22 protein-coding genes and 1 other annotated feature are annotated in these 23,504 nt (G+C 50.9%); all 22 genes read right to left on the bottom strand.

All coding sequences use genetic code 11. The features are described 5' to 3' along the window. Positions 1-82: 82 nt before the first annotated feature. The 22 genes from FZ040_RS01185 to nth all read right to left on the bottom strand — a co-directional run bounded on the left by FZ040_RS01185 (position 83) and on the right by nth (position 23,487). The gene (locus tag FZ040_RS01185) at positions 83-1,543 is read right to left on the bottom strand and encodes a type I restriction-modification system subunit M (protein WP_149170318.1); all 1,461 of its coding nucleotides are present in this window, start codon (positions 1,541-1,543) and stop codon (positions 83-85) included. Positions 1,544-1,681: 138 nt separating this feature from the next. Beyond that, positions 1,682-2,608 carry a protein translocase subunit SecF gene (gene secF, locus FZ040_RS01180; protein WP_149170317.1) on the bottom strand — a complete coding sequence of 309 codons (927 nt, stop codon included), beginning with the start codon at positions 2,606-2,608 and terminating at the stop codon, positions 1,682-1,684. Further along, positions 2,601-3,836, bottom strand: a complete 1,236-nt coding sequence (gene secD / locus FZ040_RS01175; RefSeq protein WP_187620227.1) for a protein translocase subunit SecD — start codon at positions 3,834-3,836, stop codon at positions 2,601-2,603. Before secD ends, secF begins: the two co-directional genes overlap by 8 nt. Positions 3,837-3,922: 86 nt before the next feature. Next, the gene (locus FZ040_RS01170) at positions 3,923-4,276 is read right to left on the bottom strand and encodes a hypothetical protein (RefSeq protein WP_149170316.1); all 354 of its coding nucleotides are present in this window, start codon (positions 4,274-4,276) and stop codon (positions 3,923-3,925) included. A gap of 20 nt (positions 4,277-4,296) precedes the next feature. After that, positions 4,297-5,007 carry a PP2C family protein-serine/threonine phosphatase gene (locus FZ040_RS01165; protein WP_149170315.1) on the bottom strand — a complete coding sequence of 237 codons (711 nt, stop codon included), beginning with the start codon at positions 5,005-5,007 and terminating at the stop codon, positions 4,297-4,299. A 9-nt stretch (positions 5,008-5,016) separates the two neighbouring features. After that, positions 5,017-5,610 (bottom strand): 5-formyltetrahydrofolate cyclo-ligase, encoded by a 594-nt coding sequence (locus tag FZ040_RS01160; RefSeq protein ID WP_149170314.1) that lies wholly within the window; start codon positions 5,608-5,610, stop codon positions 5,017-5,019. Continuing rightward, a complete protein-coding gene (gene yajC, locus FZ040_RS01155; RefSeq protein WP_149170313.1) occupies positions 5,610-5,897 on the bottom strand; it encodes a preprotein translocase subunit YajC in 288 nt (95 codons plus the stop codon). The genes FZ040_RS01160 and yajC overlap by 1 nt, the downstream gene beginning before the upstream one ends. 23 nt (positions 5,898-5,920) lie before the next feature. Beyond that, positions 5,921-7,039 (bottom strand): tRNA guanosine(34) transglycosylase Tgt, encoded by a 1,119-nt coding sequence (tgt, locus tag FZ040_RS01150; RefSeq protein WP_074514141.1) that lies wholly within the window; start codon positions 7,037-7,039, stop codon positions 5,921-5,923. 167 nt (positions 7,040-7,206) lie between these two features. Continuing rightward, positions 7,207-8,571, bottom strand: coding sequence for a GGDEF domain-containing response regulator (locus FZ040_RS01145; protein WP_149170312.1), 1,365 nt, complete (start codon positions 8,569-8,571; stop codon positions 7,207-7,209). A 25-nt stretch (positions 8,572-8,596) separates the two neighbouring features. Further along, a complete protein-coding gene (locus tag FZ040_RS01140) occupies positions 8,597-11,398 on the bottom strand; it encodes a response regulator (protein ID WP_149170311.1) in 2,802 nt (933 codons plus the stop codon). 20 nt (positions 11,399-11,418) lie between these two features. After that, positions 11,419-13,668, bottom strand: coding sequence for an amino acid carrier protein (locus FZ040_RS13910; protein WP_187620195.1), 2,250 nt, complete (start codon positions 13,666-13,668; stop codon positions 11,419-11,421). 30 nt (positions 13,669-13,698) lie between these two features. Continuing rightward, on the bottom strand, positions 13,699-14,634 hold the full coding sequence (locus tag FZ040_RS01130; protein WP_149170310.1) for a response regulator: 936 nt from the start codon (positions 14,632-14,634) through the stop codon (positions 13,699-13,701). A gap of 221 nt (positions 14,635-14,855) precedes the next feature. After that, positions 14,856-15,188 carry a hypothetical protein gene (locus FZ040_RS01125; protein WP_149170309.1) on the bottom strand — a complete coding sequence of 111 codons (333 nt, stop codon included), beginning with the start codon at positions 15,186-15,188 and terminating at the stop codon, positions 14,856-14,858. A 38-nt stretch (positions 15,189-15,226) separates the two neighbouring features. Next, the gene (locus tag FZ040_RS01120) at positions 15,227-15,823 is read right to left on the bottom strand and encodes a nucleoside hydrolase (protein ID WP_149170308.1); all 597 of its coding nucleotides are present in this window, start codon (positions 15,821-15,823) and stop codon (positions 15,227-15,229) included. Between the two features lie 130 nt (positions 15,824-15,953). Beyond that, on the bottom strand, positions 15,954-16,805 hold the full coding sequence (locus tag FZ040_RS01115; RefSeq protein ID WP_033170099.1) for a shikimate dehydrogenase: 852 nt from the start codon (positions 16,803-16,805) through the stop codon (positions 15,954-15,956). A 51-nt stretch (positions 16,806-16,856) separates the two neighbouring features. Next, positions 16,857-18,314, bottom strand: a complete 1,458-nt coding sequence (locus FZ040_RS01110; protein WP_149170307.1) for a nicotinate phosphoribosyltransferase — start codon at positions 18,312-18,314, stop codon at positions 16,857-16,859. Between the two features lie 157 nt (positions 18,315-18,471). Next, positions 18,472-19,542 carry a DHH family phosphoesterase gene (locus FZ040_RS01105; RefSeq protein WP_149170306.1) on the bottom strand — a complete coding sequence of 357 codons (1,071 nt, stop codon included), beginning with the start codon at positions 19,540-19,542 and terminating at the stop codon, positions 18,472-18,474. A gap of 2 nt (positions 19,543-19,544) precedes the next feature. Continuing rightward, positions 19,545-19,967 carry a UPF0158 family protein gene (locus tag FZ040_RS01100; RefSeq protein WP_149170305.1) on the bottom strand — a complete coding sequence of 141 codons (423 nt, stop codon included), beginning with the start codon at positions 19,965-19,967 and terminating at the stop codon, positions 19,545-19,547. 87 nt (positions 19,968-20,054) lie between these two features. Next, positions 20,055-20,951: a prephenate dehydrogenase gene (locus FZ040_RS01095; RefSeq protein ID WP_149170304.1), complete on the bottom strand. Its 897-nt coding sequence runs from the start codon at positions 20,949-20,951 to the stop codon at positions 20,055-20,057. Beyond that, on the bottom strand, positions 20,948-21,961 hold the full coding sequence (gene aroF / locus FZ040_RS01090) for a 3-deoxy-7-phosphoheptulonate synthase (protein ID WP_149170303.1): 1,014 nt from the start codon (positions 21,959-21,961) through the stop codon (positions 20,948-20,950). Before aroF ends, FZ040_RS01095 begins: the two co-directional genes overlap by 4 nt. Positions 21,962-22,045: 84 nt before the next feature. Further along, positions 22,046-22,276, bottom strand: a binding site (T-box leader). Between the two features lie 98 nt (positions 22,277-22,374). Further along, positions 22,375-22,827, bottom strand: coding sequence for an N-acetyltransferase (locus FZ040_RS01085; protein WP_149170302.1), 453 nt, complete (start codon positions 22,825-22,827; stop codon positions 22,375-22,377). Positions 22,828-22,851: 24 nt separating this feature from the next. Continuing rightward, positions 22,852-23,487 (bottom strand): endonuclease III, encoded by a 636-nt coding sequence (gene nth, locus FZ040_RS01080; protein ID WP_149170301.1) that lies wholly within the window; start codon positions 23,485-23,487, stop codon positions 22,852-22,854. Positions 23,488-23,504: the final 17 nt, after the last annotated feature.

The following is a 23,504-nucleotide window of genomic DNA, read 5'->3' as shown; positions in this document are numbered from 1 at the left end:
TTGCGAAAGTATTGACTAGTTATACGATGGCAATACACAGAACAGACGACGATTGACTGTAGTGTGCCTTAACACCTGTATGTTACTCCCCCAGCATTTCCTTCAATTTTTCCATACCAGTATTAAATTCCATATTCAGCTTGTCCAGTTTTGTCATCAATTCCAATGTGCTGGGATATTCCACCGGCACATACTCGATTTCCTTATACTTATTGATTGACAAGTCAAAACCGTTCTGCTTGATTTCATCCACTGGCACAAAGAAACTCTGCTCGGTGCGCTTGCGGCCTTCTTCCTGCTCAAGGTTATTAAAGCGAGCAATGATGTCAGGAATATCATTATCGTCAATGGCCTGCCGTTTGTCGTCAAGGCTATAGCCGTCTGCTTTCATATCGTAGAACCAGACTTTGTCTGTTCCTCCCACGCCAGTTTTCGTGAAGAAAAGGATTGCCGTAGATACACCGGCGTATGGTTTAAAGACGCCGCCCGGCATCGAGATAACTGCTGTGAGTTTATTGTTCTCGACAATTTCCTTGCGGATTGCTTTATGGGCTTTCGACGAGCCAAAAAGCACTCCATCCGGAACAATGACAGCCGCCCTGCCGCCAGTCTGAAGGATACGCAGGAACAGGCTCAGGAATAAGAGCTCCGTCTTTTTCGTACTCGTGACAGCCAGCAAGCTGTCAGCCACGCTCTCCGCCTTCAGCGAACCTTTGAACGGCGGATTAGCCAGTACGAGAGTATACAAATCTGTATCCGGATTCGAGTCGGAAAGGCTGTCGCGATAGTCGATATTGGGGTTCTGAACATTATGGAGCATCATGTTCATCGCACCAATACGCAGCATCGTCGGGTCAGTGTCGAAACCATAGAACATCTCTTTATCAAAATACTCATGCGTCTGCTTGTTCATGAGCTCTTTCTCATAATGCTTACGCAGATATTCCTCAGCCGCAACCAAGAAACCTGCCGAGCCCATCGCTGGATCGACAATCTTGTCGGTCAGTCGCGGCTGTACCATCTCTACCATCATCTTGATGATATGGCGCGGCGTACGGAACTGACCATTCGTCCCCGAAGTTGCCAGTTTCGAGAGCATATACTCGTAAAGGTCGCCTTTACTGTCTTTCTTGCTGAGATCTAGATTGTTAATCTGCTCAACCACATCACTAAACATAGCCGCCGAGGGGATATCGAACGTTGCATTGGCCATATACCGCGAGTAGGCCGAGTCAGCATCTGCATGCATATTTTTGAGGAACGGAAAGATTTCATCCTGCATCAAATGAAAAGCCGTTTCCGGCTCCATATTCTTCAAGGCACTCCAACGATAATTCTGCTGTGCCGGGCTGAATATCTGATTCTTATAGGGAATTCCCAGCAAGCGAGCCTTGGCCTCACGTTTTGTCTCAATATCATCGAGCTGTTTTAGAAACAAAAGATAATTGAACTGCTCAATGACCGTAGCTGGATTCGTAAGACCTCCCGAATGAAAGGTATCCCAGATACGGTCTACTTTATTACGTTCTTCACCAACAAGCATATATAAACCTCCATCGAGTTTCTTTTCTTTAGATTATTCTATTATAACGCCATTGTTCCAATTTTGCCAAAGGCAAAATATACCGTCAACAAACAAAGCCCTCTCCTGACACAGGAAAGGGCCTTGTTAAGCCAATATTTATTTTGCAGCTGCGACTTTAGCCGCATTGCGTTTTTTCTCGCCCCAATTGCGGAAGACAATCCAGAGCGGGCTGGCGATGAAGATGGACGAATAGCAGCCACAGCCAAAGCCAACGAGCAGGGCAAAGGCGAAGTCTTTCGTCGTGTCGCCGCCGAAGAAGTACAACGCAAACGTCGTGAACATAACCGTGAAGACCGTGTAGAGAGAACGCGTCAGCGTCTGGAAAATCGACGTATTGACAAGCGTATCGATGTTGCCGCCACGGCGGAAGTGCAGCTTGAGGTTCTCGCGGATGCGGTCGAAGATAACGATGGTATCGTTAATCGAATAACCGACAACCGTCAGCAGCGCTGCAATAAAGGACGAGTCAATCTGACGCTGCGTGAACGAGAATACGGCCAGTACGATGAGGATATCATGTACGAGCGCGAGAACTGCCGCCACGCCAAAGCGCCATTCGAAGCGGTAAGCAACATAGAGAATGATAAGCGCCCAGGAAACGACAAGTGCGAGTACGGCATTGGTGATGAGCTCGCCGCCAATCGTAGCGCCGACTTTCTCCTCACGCAGTACCTGATAATCGGCTACATCAGCTTTGAGCGTTTCCATGATTTCTTTGCGCTGGTCTTCCTCGAGGTCAACCGTGCGGATCATGACGTTTTCGCCCACCGTTGCATCCGTTGCGCCGCCGGTCTCCCCGGAGAGCTGAATCGTCGAACCTTCGAGATTGTATTTGGCAAGGCTCGTGCGAATTTCGGCAATCGTTACCGGCTTTTCAAATTTGAGGTCGATAATCGTACCGCCCGTAAAGTCGATACCGAAGTTAAAGCCGCGGATGCACATGCAGGCAATACCTGCGGCAATGATGATAGCTGAAAGGAGGAAGAAAATATTTCTATGTCCTGCTAGATTGAGTTTATTCATGTTTCAGGTCCTCCTTCTTCCAAAGCATATAGCCATTGGCGCCATAAGCGCTCGGGGACTCTGCAATCTTTGAGTTAATCATGAGCTTCAACATGTACTGCGACAGGGTGATGGCCGTAAACATCGACAGAATCGTACCAAGTCCCAGCGTAATGGCAAAGCCGCGAATCGTACCAGTGCCGAGGAAGAACAGAACACCAGCGGCGATAATCGTCGTAATGTTCGAGTCAAAAATCGTCGTAAACGCACGCTTGAAGCCTGCATCCATCGACAGGCGCAGCGTCTTGCCCTGAATCTGATACTCCTCTTTGAAGTGCTCGAAAATCAGGACGTTCGCATCGACGGCCATACCAATCGACAGGATAATACCGGCAACGCCCGGCAGCGTCAGCGTAGCATCGAGCAGATACAGGAGACCCAGCAGCATAATCGTGTAAGCCATGAGCGCAACGTCAGCGATAAAGCCAGACAGACGGTAGAACAGAATCATGAATACGAGGACAGCGCCAATGCCAACGGCAAACGCAAACGTGGACTTGTCCTTGGAATCCTGACCGAGGGACGGACCGACCGTGCGCGTCTCAATGATGTTGACTTTGACCGGCAGCGCACCACTGCGGAGGACAACAGCGAGCTGCTGTGCTTCCTCGAGGGTCTTCTGACCGGAAATCTCAGCCTTACCGCCTAGAATTGGCTCGCGGACATTCGGTGCCGTCAGCACTTCCCCATCGAGCAGGATGGCAATCGTGCGGCCGACATTTTTCGTCGTAAGGTCGGCGAACTTCTTAGCGCCTTCGTCGGAGAACTCGAGATTGACGACATGCTGTCCATTCTGCTGATTCGTAGCAGCCTGAGCATCTTTAAGGTCGGTACCCGTAAGCACCGTATTGCCCTCTTCGTCTTTGAACTCGAGCATTGCCGTCTTACCAATCGTCTTGATTGCGGCATCCGGGTCTTTGACGCCCGGCAGCTCGATGATGACGCGGCGTTCTCCCTCGCGCTGAATAATCGGCTCGGTAAGACCTAACGCGTTGACACGCTTTTCCATAATTGTGACAACGCGGTTCATTGCGTCATCGTTGACCTTTGCGATGTCTGTGTCCTCTGCCTCGAGTACGACATGTGTACCGCCCTGCAAGTCAAGACCCTGGCGAATCGAAAATGCCAGCGGTTTGACGAAAGCGACAAAAATGCCGATGATAGCAACAACGCAGACAATCAGTTTGATGAGATTGTCTTTTCTCAACGGATTCAACCCTTTCTTGTGGGAGCCCGGCTCCCAGATTTACTATATTATGTAAAAGTCAGCGCAAGTCACGCGGACTTGCCAACCTCCTTTTTCTTGATAAAGGCAATAACTTTCTCCCGGACCTCGTCGGCATTATACCGGTCAGTCTGGATGTAGAGATCTGCATGGGCTTTCGCATCGGCCAGTTTCTTATGCTGGGATATCAGCCGGTTCTCATCCCAATACACCTTTCGGCGCTTATGGATGGCCGGCATGGTCGCATCAATCATGACCAGCATGTCCGGATGCCGTTTGGCCCAGAAATCATGAATACAGGAATGTTCCTGTGCTACGTTATAGGCATCATAACCTGCGGCTCTCAGTCCTGCTACGAGCGTTGTTTTGCCCGAAGCACATACACCAACAATTGCAATTCTCATAAAGCATTTGCCTCCCTTTATCAATAGGGATATGTGACCTCAATCTGCTCAATGCGGGGTGGATTGGACGAACCTTCCGTAACCCCCATGACCAGAACGGTCATATCATCCGAAGCTTTATCCGCATCCAATGTCAAAGCATAGTCCATAATGCTCTTGGCAATATATTGTGCATCCTCCGCCTTGTTCTTGCGGATGATTTCCATGATTTTGTCGAAGTCCGCGCCATGTCCGTTGCGCTTCCGGCCCGCATGATCAATGCCATCGGTATACGATACGATAATCATACCGGCTTCGAGCGGAATCTCGTACATCAGCGGCTTCATGTGACGGTTGACACCAATCGGCTCCACCGACTCATCGTAGACGGATTCGTATTCCTCCGTCTTCACGATGACCGGACAATTGGAGTTGCGGCTGATGACGGCCGTCTCGGTATCAAGGTCCGCGCTGACGACGGTCAGCGTGCAGGATACCTTTTTGTCCTTCATGGCATAGAGATAGTCATGAACGGCACGGGCAACGGCGCCGTCCCGCGCACCATCGGAAATCAGCTGTACGGCCTTATTGACCACCCAGCTGCTCGTATGATGCGCCGCCAGACCGTGTCCCTGTCCGTCGGCAATAATTGCCGAAATACCGCCGTGCGGGCGCTCAGCGATATCGCAGCAATCGCCACACACTTCGTTTGCATATTTGGCCGTCTTCGCGAGGCCAATCTTGATTTCCATAACAATCACTCACTTTACGTTTACGGCAAAGTTCTCGTCCTCCGTAATGATGTACTGCACAGCAGCATCATGGGGCTCCATCGGAACCGTTTCGACGAGCTGGCAGGAAAACGCCAGCGCACAGCGATAGCCCTGCGGGGCCTTCTCGGTCATAAACCGGTCATAGAACCCTGCGCCAAGCCCGAGCCGTCCGCCCGCGCGGTCAAACGCGGCCCCCGGAACGACAATGAGGTCGATATCACTGGGAGAGACCAGCTTCCGTTTTGACTTGTCAACAGTCAAAATGCCATATTCCCCCGTCACGAGGTCTTTAAGCGAAGAAAACGCTACCGCTTCCATCGTCCCCTTGCCCGTGATGAGCGGCAGGCAGACCGTCTTGCCATCCGCCAACGCCTGTTTCATCAGATCGTATAACTGCACCTCATCGGGCATTGAAGCATACAGGAATACCGTTTTCGCCCTTTGATATGCCGGCAGACCCAAAAGGACCGTAAGCATCCTGCGGCTGGCGGCAGCGCGATAGGATTCCATCAATGCCTTGCGGGCTGCGGTGACGCGCTTCCTGAGCGCCTTCTTTGCCTCTTTTACCGGCTGCCCTGCCATCAGGCCTGCTTCTCTTTGGTCAGATTCGAATTGATGGAGGAACGGGCCACCTCAATGACCGTGTTCTCAGCAATCTTGAGTTTTACCTTCGTGTCATCAAGATCCACAATCGTTCCATAGATACCGCCAATCGTCATGACATGGTTATGCTTTTCCAAGCTGTCGAGCATGCTCATGCGGCGCTTCTGCGCTGTTTTCTGCGGACGATACAGCAGAAAATAAAAGATTGCAATCATGACGATAATCGGGCCCCAAGTAGCAAGGCCAGCTGCCATTTCCGGATTCATAGAAATCCACTCCTTCGGTTCAATTACTTTTTGTTATAGTTATTCAGGAAGTCCGTGCGGAATTCCGTGAATTTCCCATCGATAATCGACTGTCTCATGCGGCGTACAAACTCCTCGAGGAAGTAGAGGTTGTGAAGCGACAAGAGGCGCAGGCCGAAAATCTCGCCAGCACGCACGAGGTGGCGGATATACGCACGTGTATAGCCATTGCGGCAGGCATAGCAGCCGCAGCCCTCTTCCATGACATTGTGGTCATGCGTGAACTGCGCGTTCTTCATGACGAGGCGGCCCGTCCAGGTCATTGCCATGCCATTGCGGGCAACGCGCGTCGGATAGACGCAGTCAAACATATCGATGCCGCGCATAACGCCTTCGACCAGATGATCCGGTGTGCCAACGCCCATGAGGTAACGCGGCTTGTTCTCCGGCAGCAACGACGTCGAGTAGTCGAGCATCTCATACATGAGCTCTGGCGGCTCGCCGACCGAAAGACCACCGACCGCATAGCCCGGGAAGTCCATATCGACAAGCGCCTGCGCATGCCATTTGCGCAAGTCTTTATACATGCCGCCCTGCACGATGCCAAAGAGGCCCTGATTCGGTGCCGTCATCGTCTTTTTGCAGCGCTCAGCCCAGCGCAGCGTGCGCTCACTGGATTTTAACGCATAGGTGTGGTCGGCCGGATACGGCACGCACTCGTCAAACGCCATGACGATATCGGAGCCAAGGCACATCTGCACCTGCATCGATACCTCTGGCGACAAGAATTTCTTCGAGCCGTCAATATGCGAGCGAAACGTGACGCCCTCCTCGGTAATCTTGCGCAAATCGCCGAGCGAGAACACCTGAAACCCGCCGCTGTCGGTCAGGATAGCGCGGTCCCAATGCATGAACTTATGCAGGCCGCCGGCCTCTTTGATAAGCTCCATGCCCGGACGCAAAAATAAATGATACGTATTCGACAGGATGATGCCAGCCCCAAGATCCTTGAGCTCGTCGGGGCTTACGCCCTTAACGGTGGCCTGGGTACCTACTGGCATAAAAATCGGCGTTGGGAAACTGCCGTGCGGCGTATGGATAATACCAGCACGCGCCCCCGTCTTTTCATCCTTGCGAATCAATTCATAGGTAATCGCTGTCAAACAAAAACCCCCAATAGTTTTATTAATAACGATACTTGTCCAATAGAATTTCTACTCCCATTGAACCCACATAACATTCATTTTACCATAAAAAACAAAAATTGGCACGGGCCTTTTACCCGTGCCATCAGAGAAACTACGATAAAAGATTCCCAAACCAAGGCACTTCACTTATCATAATTTTCCTTCTCATAAACCACAAACTCCGTAAGATGCTCAATCCGTATCCCCGTATGATGTTCCCCAGCCGTCCATACTTCCATGATACGACGGAACACGATTGCAAAATCCTCCTCCGAAACATTCTGCAGAATCACAAAGAACTGGTTGGGTTTATACCGAAGAATCATATCACTTTTTCGCAAGGTGTCCTGCAGGCAAAGTCCAAACTTATCGGCAGCTTCCAATAGACTATACGAACGTTCCCCCACTGTATCTTTCTCAGATAGGATAAATATCAACTTGACAATCATGCCACCGTATCTCTTGTAGAATTGCCGGATAAACCGGTAAAACATCGCAAATTGTTCCAAATTCAGCAACAAGGCTCCCCCACGGCTATGCCAACGTTCAACGATCTGCGTGATATGCGCAAACTCCTTTTTGATATCGTTATCGCAGGATAGATCATTTTCTCCATCCTGCCCATATATCCGGCAGCCGTTTTTGCCACTTTGCTTGACCCGGTAAAGGGCACTATCCGCTAAGGGGAATAACATCTCATAATTCCGCCCCTGTTCCGGAACCAACGCAGCACCTATGGAAATGCTCAGCGGAATAACAAAACCTGTTCCCGCCAACCGGACGGCCTCCTTAAGCAGCTGATCATTCAGCCGGTGGTGCAAGCTGGCCAGCGCACTTTCTTCGTTCATATTACCAAAAAAGCCCATGAACTCGTCTCCGCCAATTCTTACCATGACATCCTCCGCCCGGATGTTGCGCTTGATCACATTGGCAAAGGCCATTAAAAATTTATCCCCCATGCTATGGCCATAAATATCGTTGACCTGCTTAAAATTGTCGAGATCCAAAATCATCAACATGCCCGCCCGTTCTTCGCAAAGTTTTGTCAGTTTGACCGTCCCTGCGGCTTTATTCAAAAACCCTGTCAGCTTGTCAACGGCTGCCTCTTCTTTCAGATTCTCGATATCCTTGGTATGCTTGACTGCATTCAGAATGCGCTTTACTAGGATTCCTTTGTGAACAGGTTTGCGAATAAAATCAGAAGCACCTTGCTCCAAGCTGCGCCGTTCTGCCTCGCTGTTTTCCATTCCGCTCAAAAAAATGATTGGAGTGGGTTCTCGTCCCGTTTCCTCTTCTATTCGCCGCAACTCCTGATAGGTTTCAAATCCATCCATTTCCGGCATCTGAATATCGAGCAGGACAAGATCCGGCGCGTTTTTCGTCATGAATTTCAACAGATCCTGCCCAGAGCGCAGACAGCTGACACGCATATCCTGCTCACGCAGGATATTTTTGACATGTGTCAGCGCCATTGCATCGTCATCCACTACTACAATCCAATATCCCATAGCTATCACCTATCTTCTTCCCGTCTTATTGCTCGTCAAGCAACGTCACAATGGTATCATAATCATAATGCGCAGCAGCCTGTCTAAGTTTCTGATAGAGCTCTTCCTCCTTCGCTGGAATGCAATACGCCTCCATTTCCGTAAAAATATCTTCCAGGCGGTCACAGTCCATTTCCTCTGCCGCCGCCCGCAATTCTTCGTAAACACTTTCCATCAGCTCATTATCTGCCTCTGGCTTTTCCGCCTCCAGCGCAGGCTGCCCAGTGCCAAAGACCGCCGCCAGCTGCACCTTGAAGCCCCGATACGTCTCGAGGAAATCCTCATGATGCGCCCGGATATAGTCCATATTCCCAGCCTTGCCCGCATTTTCCAGCATCTGTGCTTCTTCGCCAAAATCCTTGGCACCAATAATCCTTGCCGAGCTCTTGAGGGCATGCACCTTGATGGTATAGTCGTTTAGATTGCGTTCGGCATAGAAGCCCTCGATGTCCGCAGCCATTTCCTCAATGGAATCATAGAAAATCTTCAAAAGCGGCAAATAACCTTCCACAGAACCACTATTTTTTATACCAAGTGCCAGATCCAACCAAGCCAGTCCCTTGAGAGGTTCCAAATTTTCCGGTATCGCCAGATTTTCCTGCTGCACGGCCGCGTCTACTCCTGCCGCCTGGATTTTTCCTTCTGGCAGATAGTCAAGCAGCATCTCTTCTAAGCGGCCTGCATCAATGGGCTTGGTCAGATAGTCATCAAAGCCAGTCGCGATATACTGCTCTCTTGCCCCAGAAATCGCATTAGCAGTCAAACAGATTACCGGCGTATCCGCATTGGGTCCAGCTTGCTGCGCCTTCAGCTCGTGCAGCGTCTCAATACCATCCTTATGCGGCATCATATGGTCAAGGAAAATTATGTCGTATTTCTTCTCTTGGGTCAGCAGCAGACCCTCATCGCCACTGCTCGCCGTATCGACCTTGATTTTCGTCTTCTTTACCAGACTTTTGAACACGGTCAGATTCATCGGATTGTCGTCCACCATCAAGACCATGGCATCGGGTGCCGTGAATTTTTCCTGATATTTCTTATACCCTTTGAGCAGTGCCTGATACGCGGCTTTGTAGTCGCCCAACGGCTCCCACTTGACCACGCGCTGCCGCAGCTTGAAGAAGAACGTGGAACCAACTCCATACGTACTTTCCACCTGCAGGGCTGAATCCATCTTTTCCAGCAAATTCAGCGTAATCGCCAACCCCAGGCCGGTACCTTCGATATTGCGATTGCGCTTTTCTTCAATGCGTTCGAACTTGGAAAACAGCTTTTCCCTATCCTCTGGCTTGATACCAATACCAGTATCCTTGACAGCCACCAGCAGCAGCACGCTGTCCGGCTCAGCTGCAATACGCTCGAACCCCACCGTAAGCGTCACACTGCCTTTTTCCGTATATTTTACCGCATTGGTCAGGATATTCGTAATGACCTGTTTGACGCGGACCTCATCGCCAAAGAGGCATTTTGGCGTTTCCTGGTCGAAATCCACCACAAGAGCAAGTCCCTTGACGTCAGCGCGGGTATGGACCATATTCACCAAATCGTTAAGCATGGAAGAAAGATCATACTCGACCGGGATGATTTCCAGCTTTCCCGCCTCGATCTTGGAAAAATCAAGGATATCGTTGATAAGCCCCAGCAAAGTATTGCCCGCTGTACGGATATTTTCCGAATACTCGATAACATTCGGTTCACTGCTCTCACGCAGGATCATCTCGTTCATTCCGAGCACCGCATTGATCGGCGTGCGTATCTCGTGCGACATATTCGACAGGAACGCCGACTTGGCTTCGTTGGCAGCGGCCGCATTTTCCGCTTTCTGGTTATACTCCTGGGCCAGGCGGGCCTTCTGCTCATAATGGGTCATGATAAACAACAAGATAGAAACGACCAGCAGCAGCACGAAAATCGTCAAGACCAAGGTTCTCCTAAGCTGGGCAAAGGTGGCTGTCGCATCAAACACAGACAGGCAGCGCCAGCTATTTGCCACCGGCATCGTATAAACGATATACTCCGCATCGCCATACCGGAAGGAAAAATATCTTTCCTCCGAGGAACGCAGCTTATCGACCAGTGCCCGGCCAAACGTGCCTTCCTCGGTAAGATAGCTTTTCCCCACTTCCCCACGGTCGGAATGGGCTACCACCTGATAATTACGGTCCATGACGATTTCAATATCCGAATCGCCATTAACCGCCAGTTCCTCCGTCATATTCTGCAGATACCCCAGCGAAAAATCCATCGCCGCCACGCTTTTCACATCACAAAGCGACTTGGCCAGCGTAATCATCATCGTATTGGTTTTCGCATCAAGATAAGGGTCAACGACAGCAACCTCCCCGATGTTTGCCATCGCACCGCCATACCAGGGCCGTTTTTGCGGGACATAACCATCATAGGGAATCCAGCCGGTCCCATCGAGGAAAACATCCTCTACGACAGCATATATCCCCTCCGAATTTCCCTTGGTGATATGCTCGGTAGCAGCCGACTGGTTCAGCAGGAACTCAAGCATCTCCTCATGCGAGCGCCCCTTGCGGATCATATCATCCAAGGTGTAAGATGCCACATTTATGATATCCACACCTGTGGAAAGATACTCATTGATCTGATTAGCTGATTTTGTGGCAATAACCTCCCGTTCGGCGATGATATTCTGTTTCATCTCCGCCTGAAGCATCGTGTAATAAGCCATGACCACTGCCAGGAAAAACAAGAGGATAATCGTTGTCACATCTACTCGTTTCAGGACAGAATCGGCTTTTTTCTCTTTTTTTTCATCCATATTCTTCCTCCTGACAGAGCCTAGCGAACAATCATAATATCGCTTTCAAACCACTTTTGGGATATTTTCCCCAAAGTTCCATCTGCTTTCATTTCACTGAGGATTTTTTGCACTTCGTTGCGCAGCTCCTTGTCCTCCGCGCGGAAACCTATGGCCAGATCCTCTTCACTAAGGCTTTCCGGAAGAATAAAATAACGCTCCTTGTTCGAACGGATAAAATAAAACGCAGCCAGGGAATCCACTAATCCCACATCGAGTTTTTTCTCCCTCACCTGTCGGAGAACTGACATATTATCCTCCAGCGGAACGACTGTAACATCCTTGTATAAATCCGACGCCTGAAGCGCATCAAAGGTAGTGGAACCGGCCTGCACTCCCAACACCTTTCCCTTGAGGTCACGCATCCACATAATGCGGCTATCGCCACGGACGACAAAGACCAGATTATCGTTGACATATGCTTCCGACAGGCACATGTTCTCCAGCGGCTGCAACGGCACAGACATGCTGGCGATACAGTCTATCCTGCGTTCAGCCAGCTCCGCGTCCTTGTCTTTCCAGGGGATGGGCTGCATCACACATGCAACGCCCATCCGAGAACAAATCTCACGGGCCAGATCAATATCAAAACCGACCAGTTCACCGTCAGCGTTCATATAACTCATCGGCGGGAAGCAGTCATCGACACCAAAGACAAACCTTCCACTATCCATTACCATTTGCAGGGATACATCCTGCTTATGGACGGTCTCCTGCCCTCCGCCCCTCCAGGCAACTATGGCCAATGGCAGCAGGACTGCGCAGGCAGCCATCACCAGCCTGCCCCGCCACTCCTTGACGCATAGCTTTCCTGCCGGCATATCCTCTACCGTTTGCGCATCGTAATCCCTGACGATGCGCCGGAGCGTCTGCGAAAGCAGCAACAAGCCAATCAGATTTGGAAGTGCCATAAGACCGTTGAGTGTGTCCGAGATATTCCAGATATGATTCAAAAATTCATAACCTGGGGCGTCAAATAACTGCAGGCCCGATGCACCAACGATTATCATCACCAGCAGCAATAGTTTTATAACCGACTCGAACCGTATGCCCAAAAGATACGTCACGGCCGTCTCTGCATACCAATACCATCCGAGTATCGTCGTGACCGCAAAAAGTATCACGCCAATGGAAAGCAGATACTTGCCGGCCGTTCCCAGCGCAAGTTCAAAAGACCGTAGCGCCAGCTGCGCGCCGGTAAGTTCCGGTGCATACGTCATCGTCCCAGTCACAAGAATGACCAGACCCGTAATGGTGCAGATTACGAAAGTATCCACAAACACTTCCACAATGCCATAGAACCCCACCTGAACCGGATGAGTATTATTTGCCGTGACATAAGCCATTGGAGCAGACCCCATCCCGGCTTCATTAGAAAAGGCACCGCGCGCAACGCCGCGCTGGATGGCTTCCATCACGCACCAGCCTGCCACGCCTCCCGCCATGACAGATGGCTCCGGATGAAAAGCCAGCTGGAACGCATTAGCGACCACCGCAGGTATTTGCGCTATATGGCCTGCCAGTATGATACCGGCACTTACCATATAGAAAACGATCATGAACGGAACAACAAGCACGACCACCCGGGAAAGGCTCGTAAGGCCGCCAATGATAACCAGCCCTACCGCCACTGCTATCATGACGCCGCTGTACAGATGATCCACATCCCAGCCCATGAATAGCACTTCTGCTACGGAATTTGCCTGAACTGCCGCCCCCATCCCCCAGGAAGCCATGAGGACAAACAAAGCAAACAGGACGGCCAGCAGCTTTCCTATCGGTTTCCATATACCGCCCCATGCCCCGAGCCCGTACTCCAAGACATACATCGGCCCGCCACGCCAGTCGCCATGCTCGTCCTCTTTACGGAAATGGACAGCCAGCGTGACCTCAGCAAACTTCGTGCACATGCCAAAGAACGCCGAAATGAGCATCCATACCAGCGCCCCAGGACCTCCCAGATGAAGCGCCGTTGCCACACCAGCGACGTTGCCCGTCCCCACCGTCGCAGCCAGCGCGGTAGCCATTGCCGCAAAAGCAGGAATGCCCTTATCCTTTTCACTTTTTTTCCGAAACCGTACCACTTCCGCTAATGCCGGAAAAAAATAGCGGATCTGCGGCAGTTTAAGCAGAATGGACAGATAAATCCCTGTCCCGACCAGCAGGGTAAGCCCCGGAGGTCCCCAGACAAAGTTATTTACCACACCATTGATTTGCATAATGGTTTCCATAAAGTCCCCAGTCTCCCTCCATCAGCGCGCTCAGAGCTTTGTCTGCAGATAGTTCAGCAGTTTCTCTCGCGTGGTGGATTTGAGGACATAGCCATTCGGCTTGAGCTGCAAGACCCGTTCTACCTCTTCCTTCGTGCCGACTCCCGTCAGGAACACCACGGGAATCCCCCGGGTAGACTTTTCCTGCCGCAGCATCTGGAGTACCTGCGGTCCATCGACCACCGGCATAGCATAATCCAAAAGAATCAAGTCCACAGTGTTTTTGGCCAATAACGTAATCGCCTGTATCCCGGCAGTAACGATGCTTACCTGATAGACATCCTTCAACCACTCCCGCACCATTTTCGCATATGACGGATCGTCATCCACGACGAGTATATGCTTTTTGCGCTTATCCCCAGAGCGCGGCAGTATCCCTTCCGTCACCGCCAGTTCCAATTCTTCCATCTTCAACGGTCTATCGAGCCAGCCAACATGGAGCATATCAAAAATCCGGCCAGCCAAATCCTCCCGATCCCACTTATCCCCGATTACAAGGATTTCGCCTTTCATTTCATAAATCGCATTATAAATATGCTCCAGCCAATTGAATTTAAGCATGTCGTCCATAATCTTCGTCGGTAGGTAAATAATAAATAGCTGCGATTCTCTTTCTTCATCAATCTGAGGAATCGTATCATTTTCCTGCGTGATAATGGATACTTTGCAGCCAAGCTCTTTGAGTTTCCGCTCGATTCCCTTCACCACCACACTGTATTTACACATGACAATGACAACATTTTTCCGCTTTTCCCCTTGGTATTCCTGCGCCTCCTGATTGGCCAAGCCGCCTTCAGCTATCTGGGACGTTAGTTGCTTTTCTTCCCTGCTATCCTCCGTTGGGGAGGCTTTTGTATCTACACTTTCCCTGATTTCCTCCGTTGCTGTAAATTCTTGGTTTTCTTTGATTTCTTTGCTCTCACTCATGTTTTTCACTCCATGCAATCTACAAGACAATCAGTCAGGCATCATCCACGTCCACTTCGTTATCGGCAAAAACATTACCTACATCTTCCTAGTTTCTATAAATATCATGAAAATCCTGCTTATCACCAATCGAAACCTGTACCATCCACTCATAAAAAAGCACGCACAAAAAGGGGCTATTTTCTTTCACAGCCCCTTCCATCAATTTATTCTTCCGCCTCTTACTTACCATAAAATCGTAAGAAGTCCAACATATTTTCATTCCATATTTTATCGCCCGGCAACTGATAGACAAAATTGCCCTGGCGATCCTCGGTATAGCAAATCTCCCCCACTTCATTCAAGGAAACAAACCCTGGCTGAGAATAAGAAAAGCGTTTCGGTTCCACCGCATTGACCACACAAAGATAATCCCACATCTTTTGACCTGTATTGCAATCCTTGTTGCGATAAACTTCCTTGATGGGATGCACAGCAAAAGCGGCCAAATCCTTCATGACAGTCTCCGCTGGATACTCGATAGCTCCTCCCACAGGACTTGGAGAAAGATACACTTTTACCTCCCTTGGCCATTCACTCAAAAAGCGTCTGCTCAAAGAAAGATCATACTGCAGGTTATAGCCTGGATCTTTGCTTTCCCCAGCTTTGTCGCCATAAAATAAAGAGAATCCACCTTACGCCTTACCAGTTCTCTGCCCGGTAAATCCGAATATTCATCCGGCCCCGATTCCAACAACTGCACCAAACTGGACACAAAACCAATGCCCATAATTTTAACAGAACGATCGTTAGCTTCAGCCAACAATTTGCGATAAAGTTTATACCCATCCAGATTATCCCGAAAATCTTTGTCCGTGCGGGCAAACATCTTGCTACCATCAGCCATTTTCAAATCATCCAACAGGCGGTAATCGATATAGAGCCTGCTGTTTGCCACACCATGCCGTTCTACACCGATAGGGATATCCGGGAATCCATAATAAGTGTTCATAATATCCGCCAGCGCAGCAAATCCCTCACCCTGACGATCTACTACGATTCCCTTGATATCCACCTTCCCGTTTCGAGCCATTTTGTAAAGCAAATCCATAGCATAAAGATCATCGGTCGAGTTACCAATATCCGTGTCAAAAATAACTGGCTGCCGATATACAGACTTGGCCTCCCCCCAACTTACTCCACTTACCAACAAGCACATCACGAGAAAACAGTTTTGTAAACAAACGTAAAAAAAATTGTGCTTGGTACAAAAAAAACAGCATCCCCCTAGTGGATGATGCTGTTCCTTGTTTTTTATGGATTAACCATGTATTCTGTTATCATGTCGCCAATGCTTCCCGCAGCTTAACCTTCATGCATTCAATATCAGGCTGTACCCCCGTCCATTTGCTAAAGGCAGCCGCACCCTGGCCGACGAGCATGTCCTCGCCATTGAGCGTGGGATGTCCATGCAGGCGCGCCTCGCGCAGTAAACGCGTTTCCGCGGGCGTATAGATAATATCGTAGACAAAGGCATCCGCCTTGACGTTTGACCAGTCAACGGGCGGCATGGCATTCGTTTGCGGGAACATGCCCAGCGGTGTCGTATTGACCAGCAAGTCAGCCGCCGCAAGTTTTGCGGCAAAGTCTGCCTGTTCCCAATGGCTGACCGTAAGCGTGCCATAGGTGCTGAACTCGTCAACCAGCGGCTGGACTTTCTTGGGGCTGCGCACGCCAATATGGATAGCCGTAACGCCCGCCTTGATAAGGCCCCAGACCACAGCACGGGCGGCGCCGCCTGCGCCAAGGAGCACTGCCGTCTTGTCCTGCGGTGCAAATCCCGCAGCCAAAAGCGCCTCGATAAAACCTGTTACATCAGTATTATACCCTGTCAAACAGCCCTCATCATTGACAACCGTATTGACCGCTCCAATGATGCGCGCATCCTCATCAATAGCATCCAATAGGGGCATGATCGCCGTCTTGTGCGGAATCGTGACATTCCAGCCGCGAAACTGCAACGCCTTCAAGCCCTGCACCGCTGCCGGCAAGTCCTCCGGTTTTACCGGCAATGCGGTATAAACGTAATCCAGACCTGCCTTTTCAATAGCTGCATTCTGTAAAACCGGCGAGAGCGAATGCGCTATTGGCCAGCCGATTACCGCAAGATTTTTGGTCGTTCCCGTAAGCATCACAAATCCCTCCGAATCTTGTCACCGTCTTGGCTTACCTGTCAGCCAGGCTCAGGCGTGCTCTTCGCGCGTCTTAGACAACAGCTCCATCTTGAGCTCGTAGTAAGCCGGCGTCATATCGAGATAATGGCGGTGCGGATTTTCGAAGCGCTGCTCCTCTTCCCAAATCTCGTTGTCGAGCTGTTGCTTGACATACGTGCGGATTTCGTCAAGCGTCGGCAGATCTTCCGTGCGCTTGCCCTGACGCACATAGAGCTTGCGCAGATTTTTGATGGTGCAGCCCTCGAAAGTACGGTTCTTCCACGGCTTGACTGGGTCGACATAACGGAACGGCTTCGAAAGATCGATTGGTTCCCCGCACACCGCCAGCATATCAGCCACCGCATGACCATCGGCATCATAGACGCGATAGAGATCTTTAAGGCCCGGATTCGTGATTTTCTCGATATTTTCCGAAACCTTGATGCGCGGTGCAAATTCCCCATTCTCGCCCACGGCAGCCAGCTTGTACACCGCACCGAATACCGGCTCGGATTTAGCCGTAATCAGGCGTTCGCCGATACCGAAGCTGTCGATGCAGGCCCCCTGATTCAAAAGCGACGTGACCGTAAATTCATCGAGGCTGTTCGAGACGACAATCTTGCAGTCTTCCAAACCGGCATTATCAAGCATCTTGCGCACGCGTTTGGACAGGTACGCCAAATCACCCGAATCGATGCGAATGCCGACGAGGCGCTTGCCCATAGGCTCCAAGACCTCATGCGCCACGCGGATGGCATTCGGGATGCCCGAATGGATAACATCATAGGTATCTACGAGCAGCACCGTTGCATCCGGATAAGTCTCCGCATATTTCTTGAAAGCCGTATACTCATCCTTGTAGAACATAACCCAGCTGTGCGCCATCGTGCCCGAAATCGGAATGTTGAACATCTGACCTGCCGATACCGTCGCCGTACCAACTACGCCGCCGATATAAGCCGCACGGGCTCCATAGGTTGCCGCATCCATGTTATGTGCCCGACGCGCGCCAAAGTCCGATACTGCCCGGCCATCGGCCGCTTTTACAATGCGGCGGGCTTTCGTCGCAATCAAAGACTGATGATTGATTTGCGCGAGAATTGCCGTTTCGACCAGCTGCGCATCGATAAGCGGAGCCACTACCGTGATGCATGGTTCATTCGGATACATGATCGTGCCTTCCGGCAGAGCATAAATATCGCCGGAGAAATGGAAGTTTTCCAAATACTGCAGGAACGCTTCCGAGAAGATATGCTGCTGACGGAAGTATTCCACATCTTCTTTCGAAAATTCCATGTTTTCCACGTACTCGATGATTTGCTCCAAGCCAGCAAAAATCGCAAAGCCGCCCTTGTCGGGATTGGCGCGATAAAATACGTCAAATGCCACCTGTACGTCTTTATCATGATCCTGGAAATAGCCATTCGCCATGGTCATTTCATAAAAATCCATCATCATGGAAATGTTTCGTTTATCAAACTGTGTCAAAAAAGACACCTCCTGTTTGGGCACATGCCAATACACCTGCCGCGTCTAAAAAAATCATACAATCGTAATTATATCATTTTGAACAGGTTCTGGCAAAAACTTCACACAAAAACCGCGCAGTTTACAAAGCTGCGCGGTTTTTGCTATCGCTAAAGCATCAGTATTGCATATAACGTTCCAATTCCGTACGGATTGCTGGCTCGACATCACGCTTGCGGTCCGCATTATTTTTAAGGACAGCATGGTTTGCATCGGCCCCGGCAAAAGCCTTCTTGGCGACGGCTTCCGCCATCGTTCCCGTATACAGGAGTTCGGCTGCACCCGTGCTGCGGTTTTTGAGCACGAGGAAGTAGAGCATGCCGGCATTGCGGTCAGGAATCTTATTCATATATGCCAGCATGCGGGATTTCATCTGCGAAAATTCTTCATCATTCAAGCATTCGAGCTGGCTGATAGTCATTGCCCAATCCTTTACGACATAATCCTTGCAATCCGTCTCGAAGATTTCCTTGTCACTCATGCCCTCATGCGTAAAGGCGGCCTTCTCCAGTTCCTTATGGAAGACGCTGATATCCTTAACGCCAGCGATTCCCTTGAGCTCATCATAAGCCTGACGGTCAAGCGCCGTCACGTTGCTGCCCTGCAGATTGTCCGTTGCCGACATTACCCCGGCAAACAGGACACCGGCAATTGCCTTCGGCACTTCAACGCCTGTTTCCTTGAAGGAAAGATAGACAATCGAAGACGTCGCCGCCGTCGGGATGTTGCGGTAGTAAACAAATCCGCCGGATTCTAAGCCGCCCAGATTGTGACGGTCAATGACCTCGACAATGCGGGCCTTTTTCATACCATTTATGGCAGCTGCATAACTGCTGTGGTCAACGAGAATAACCTGCTGGCCAGCCGCATCATTCATAACAGCCGGCTGCGGGATGTGGAAATACTCCAGCATATAGCTCATATCGCGATTAAGCGGGGCCGCCACGCGCGGCTCCGTTGCCATACCAAGTTTCGACTTGAGGTAGGCGTAGCCAATCGTCGCACCGACAGAATCCATATTCTGGCTCTCCGGCCCGATGACACACGTCGTCTTATTCTGATAATCCACACCAGCATAAAGCTTCGCATAGTCTACAGCCGCCCCGGCAGCCAACGCCTGCACAGGAAGTGCCACGCAGGAGGCTGCCAGCATTACCGCCACAACCTTTGACAGGTTTCTCTTTTGCATTGTCACCGCTCCTCATCTTCATATTCCAGCTGATTTTCCTCGCACCAGTCGCGCGCAATCTCTACCAGCCGTCCGGTCAGGTAATTTTCCCAGCTTGCCTTCAGCAGCAGATGTTTTACCTGATGATGAAACTTCGCCACAGCTCCCGGCCCGGCCAGGACTTCCAGTAAACGCGCCTTGGTATCCTCACGCGGACAGGATTCGGCAAACCCGCGCATGATGTCCGGCATATCGTCATCGATGACATTGGGCAGCGGAATATAGTGCTCCCAATCCTCCTCGATGTCAAAGACATGGTCCAGCGCTTCTTCCTCGCCCATATCATCTTCGAGCACGATGACTTTGCCCTTGGCGATATCAACATAGCTCTGCCGCACATCGGATTCCCGCATGGCAGCCGCCAGTTCGTTAAGTTTTACTTTCATAGTATTGCCTCCGTTTTTGCATTCTTTTTTATTGTACACGGTTTCCCGCAAAAAGAAAAGCCTTCCCAGCCGGGAAGACTTTCTTTGTTAATTCGGGTCAAATTTTTTCGTTGCATTTTCCAGCAGACTGTCACGCCGTGCCTTCGACGCGGCAAAATAATCGTGAACAGCCTGGCGGTCGCCCGTCTCACAGGCCGTGATGACGTCCCCAAGAATCGCCTGGAGCTGCTTGAGATTCTTGGCGATTGCCTCGCTGTTGGTCATACAGATATCGGCCCACATATCCGCGTTGGATGACGCAATGCGCGTCGTATCCTTGAAGCCACCGCCAATCAGCTTGATGCAGGAATCCAAATCGCCGCCCGTGCGGTTTAAAAGCGTGACAAGCGCCGCCGCCGTCACATGGGGCACATGGCTGATAACCGAAGCACAACGGTCGTGCTTGGCAATATCCATCGTCGTGAAGTTGGCGCCGGTATGGCGAAGCACTCCCATGAGTTTTTCGTGGGCTTCCTTCGGCGCGCCGGTATCCTCGACAATCACATAAGCCTTGCCGACAAAGAGATCCTTTTGCGCCGCCGTAACACCGCTTTTTTCACGGCCTGTCATCGGATGCCCGGCGATATAGTAGACATCCTCGGGCAGGATTTTCTGCAAATGCTGCCAAATGTACTGCTTCGTACTGCCCGCATCGGTAAGGATGGCACCTTTTTTCAGATAGGGCAGGATTTTTTCCACCATCGGCACGATTTGCAGGACAGGCGGACTCAAAAAGACAATATCGGCCTCTTTGACCACAGCTTCGATATCCGCCGTTGCATAGTCAACAGCACCAAGCTTCATCGCATTGTCCATCGACTGCTGCGTGCGGCAAAGACCCGTGATATAGATATCCTCGCCCATCTTGTCCTTAAGGCATAGGCCCAACGAACCGCCGATAAGGCCTACGCCAATGATGGCCAGATTTATCCGCTTACCGCTCATAATTTCCGGCCCATGACTTCCGCAATCTTGCCCAAATCTTCCATCAGGCGGTCGAAGTTTTTCGGCGTAAGACTCTGGTCGCCATCGGAAAGAGCAACTTCCGGATGCGGATGAACCTCGATGATAAGACCGTCACAGCCAGCGGCTACGGCAGCTCGTGCCATCGGTTTAACCATCTGCCAGCGGCCCGTGCCATGGCTCGGGTCAACGATAATCGGCAGATGCGAAAGCTCCTTGATGGCTGCCACTGCACTGAGGTCAAGCGTATTGCGCGTAAACGTCTCATAGGTGCGGATACCGCGCTCACAGAAGATAACCTGCTCGTTGCCGCCAGCCATGATGTACTCAGCCGCATTGAGCCACTCGCTGATCGTTGCCGACAAGCCGCGTTTGAGCATTACCGGCTTCTTGGCATGACCGAGTGCCTTCAGCAGCTGGAAATTCTGCATGTTGCGGGCGCCGACCTGATAAACATCGGCATATTTGCCAACGAGTTCGATATCGTCCTTATCGACAATTTCCGTTACAACCTTGAGACCTTCCTCATCGGCTACCTGACGCAGCATCTTGAGGCCCTCTTCGGCCAGGCCCTGGAAATCATACGGGCTCGTGCGCGGCTTGAACGCACCGCCGCGCAGGAACTGTGCGCCGCCAGCCTTAACGGCCTTGGCTGCCTCGCGGAGCTGTTCGATGCTCTCCACCGAGCAAGGGCCTGCCATAACGACGATTTCCTCACCGCCGATTTTCACACCGTCAACATCGACAACAGAATCCTCCGGATGCCAGGTGCGGCTGACCAATTTGTATTTCTCCGTGATGCGGACGGTTTTCTCCACGCCCTCCATCATATTCATCTCGAGGCCGGCGATTTTCTTCTTGTCGCCAATGACACCGACAATCGTGACTTCCTCACCCGTCGAGACATGGACCTTGAGGCCGGCGGCCTCTACTTTATGGATAACTTTATCAAGGTTTTCTTTCGTTGCGTTTGGACTCATTACAATAATCATATTCATTCCCTCCAAATGGTTTTGTGATGCACGCTGGTTAATAATCGCGTTACAATAACTGGAAATAGAAAAAGCCCGCCCCTCTACAGGGACGAGCTGATATACCCGTGGTACCACCCTGCTTGCTGATGCAAGCCTCTCTATTCGGATACTGACATATCCTAGCCTATGATAACGGTGGCATCCGGCGCGGCCTACTCATGGTTCAGCCTGCTGCTCGGGAGTGTATTTCCATCGCGTCCTCCACGACGTCACACCAACCCGCCGCTCTCTTAGGAAGTCCTGCGATTTACTTCTCTCCGTCCATGCATTTCACTTGTTGCTTTATAATATATCAAGATAGCGTCACAATGTCAATAGTTTTTTGTAAATAGTTTGTAAAGCTATTCCATCAGTGAAACACATTTATTTCATCAGTCGCGAATCATGGCGATTTCATCGCAGTTCGGGAACTTCGGACAGTCGATGCATTCCTTCCAGACCTTATGCGGGAGTTCCTCTTTGGTAATCGTACGGAACCCCAGCGTCTGGAAAAACCCTGGCTTATACGTCAGGGTGAAAAACTTCTCCACGCCCAGGACCTTTCCCTCGTCAATGAGACGCGTCACAATCTCAGCACCGATTCCCTGACGGGTCATCTTCGGCGAGACCGCCATCGTGCGGATTTCGGCCAGACGGTCCCAAATCACATGAAGGCCGCCAACGCCTACAATCTCCCCTTCGTCATTTTCCGCCACGACCATATCGCGCAGCGTCTCGTAAAGGGTATTACGCGAACGGGCCAGCATCACGCCATCGGTTGCGTAATCCGACACCAGTTCATAAATTGCCTCGACATCATCAAATGTTGCTTTACGGTATTTCACTCAATCATCTCATTTCAGAAAAAATCATTCTGCCAGCGCACTCGGGCAGACATCGGCCAGCGGACAAGTGCCGCAGAGCGGTTTCCGGGCCTTGCAGATTTTACGGCCATGCCAGATAAGCCAATGATGGGCATCCGACCACTTCGCGCGCGGAATTACCCGTTGCAGTTCTTTTTCTACTTCGAGCGGCGTCGTTCCCGTGGCCAGCTTCAGCCGGTTGCTGATGCGGAACACATGCGTATCCACCGCAATGGCCGGATGATGAAACGCCACGCTCATGACGACATTGGCCGTCTTGCGCCCGACCCCCGGCAATGATTCCAAATCCGCAAACGAATCGGGCACCTGTCCGCCAAACTTCTCGCAAAGAATCTGGCAGGCCGCCATGATATTCTTGGCTTTGTTGCGGAAAAGACCGCAGTCGCGAATCTCGTCTTCGAGCTGCGCTAATCCCAACGCCAGAATTGCTTCAGGGGTTGCCGCCTTTTGAAACAAACGGGCCGTCGTCACATTGACCCGCTTATCGGTGCACTGCGCCGATAAAATCACCGCAATCAAAAGCTCAAAGGCATTCGAAAAAATGAGTTCCGGCTTGGCGCCCCGATAGGTTTCCTCCAAAATGGCCAGCTGTTCTTCCTTGACCTTCTTCGTAACCCTCATTCTTACACCTTCTATCT

The organism is Pseudoselenomonas ruminis (assembly GCF_008271295.1).
Classification (GTDB): domain Bacteria; phylum Bacillota; class Negativicutes; order Selenomonadales; family Selenomonadaceae; genus Selenomonas_A; species Selenomonas_A ruminis.
This window is presented reverse-complemented; position numbering and strand designations above follow the sequence as displayed.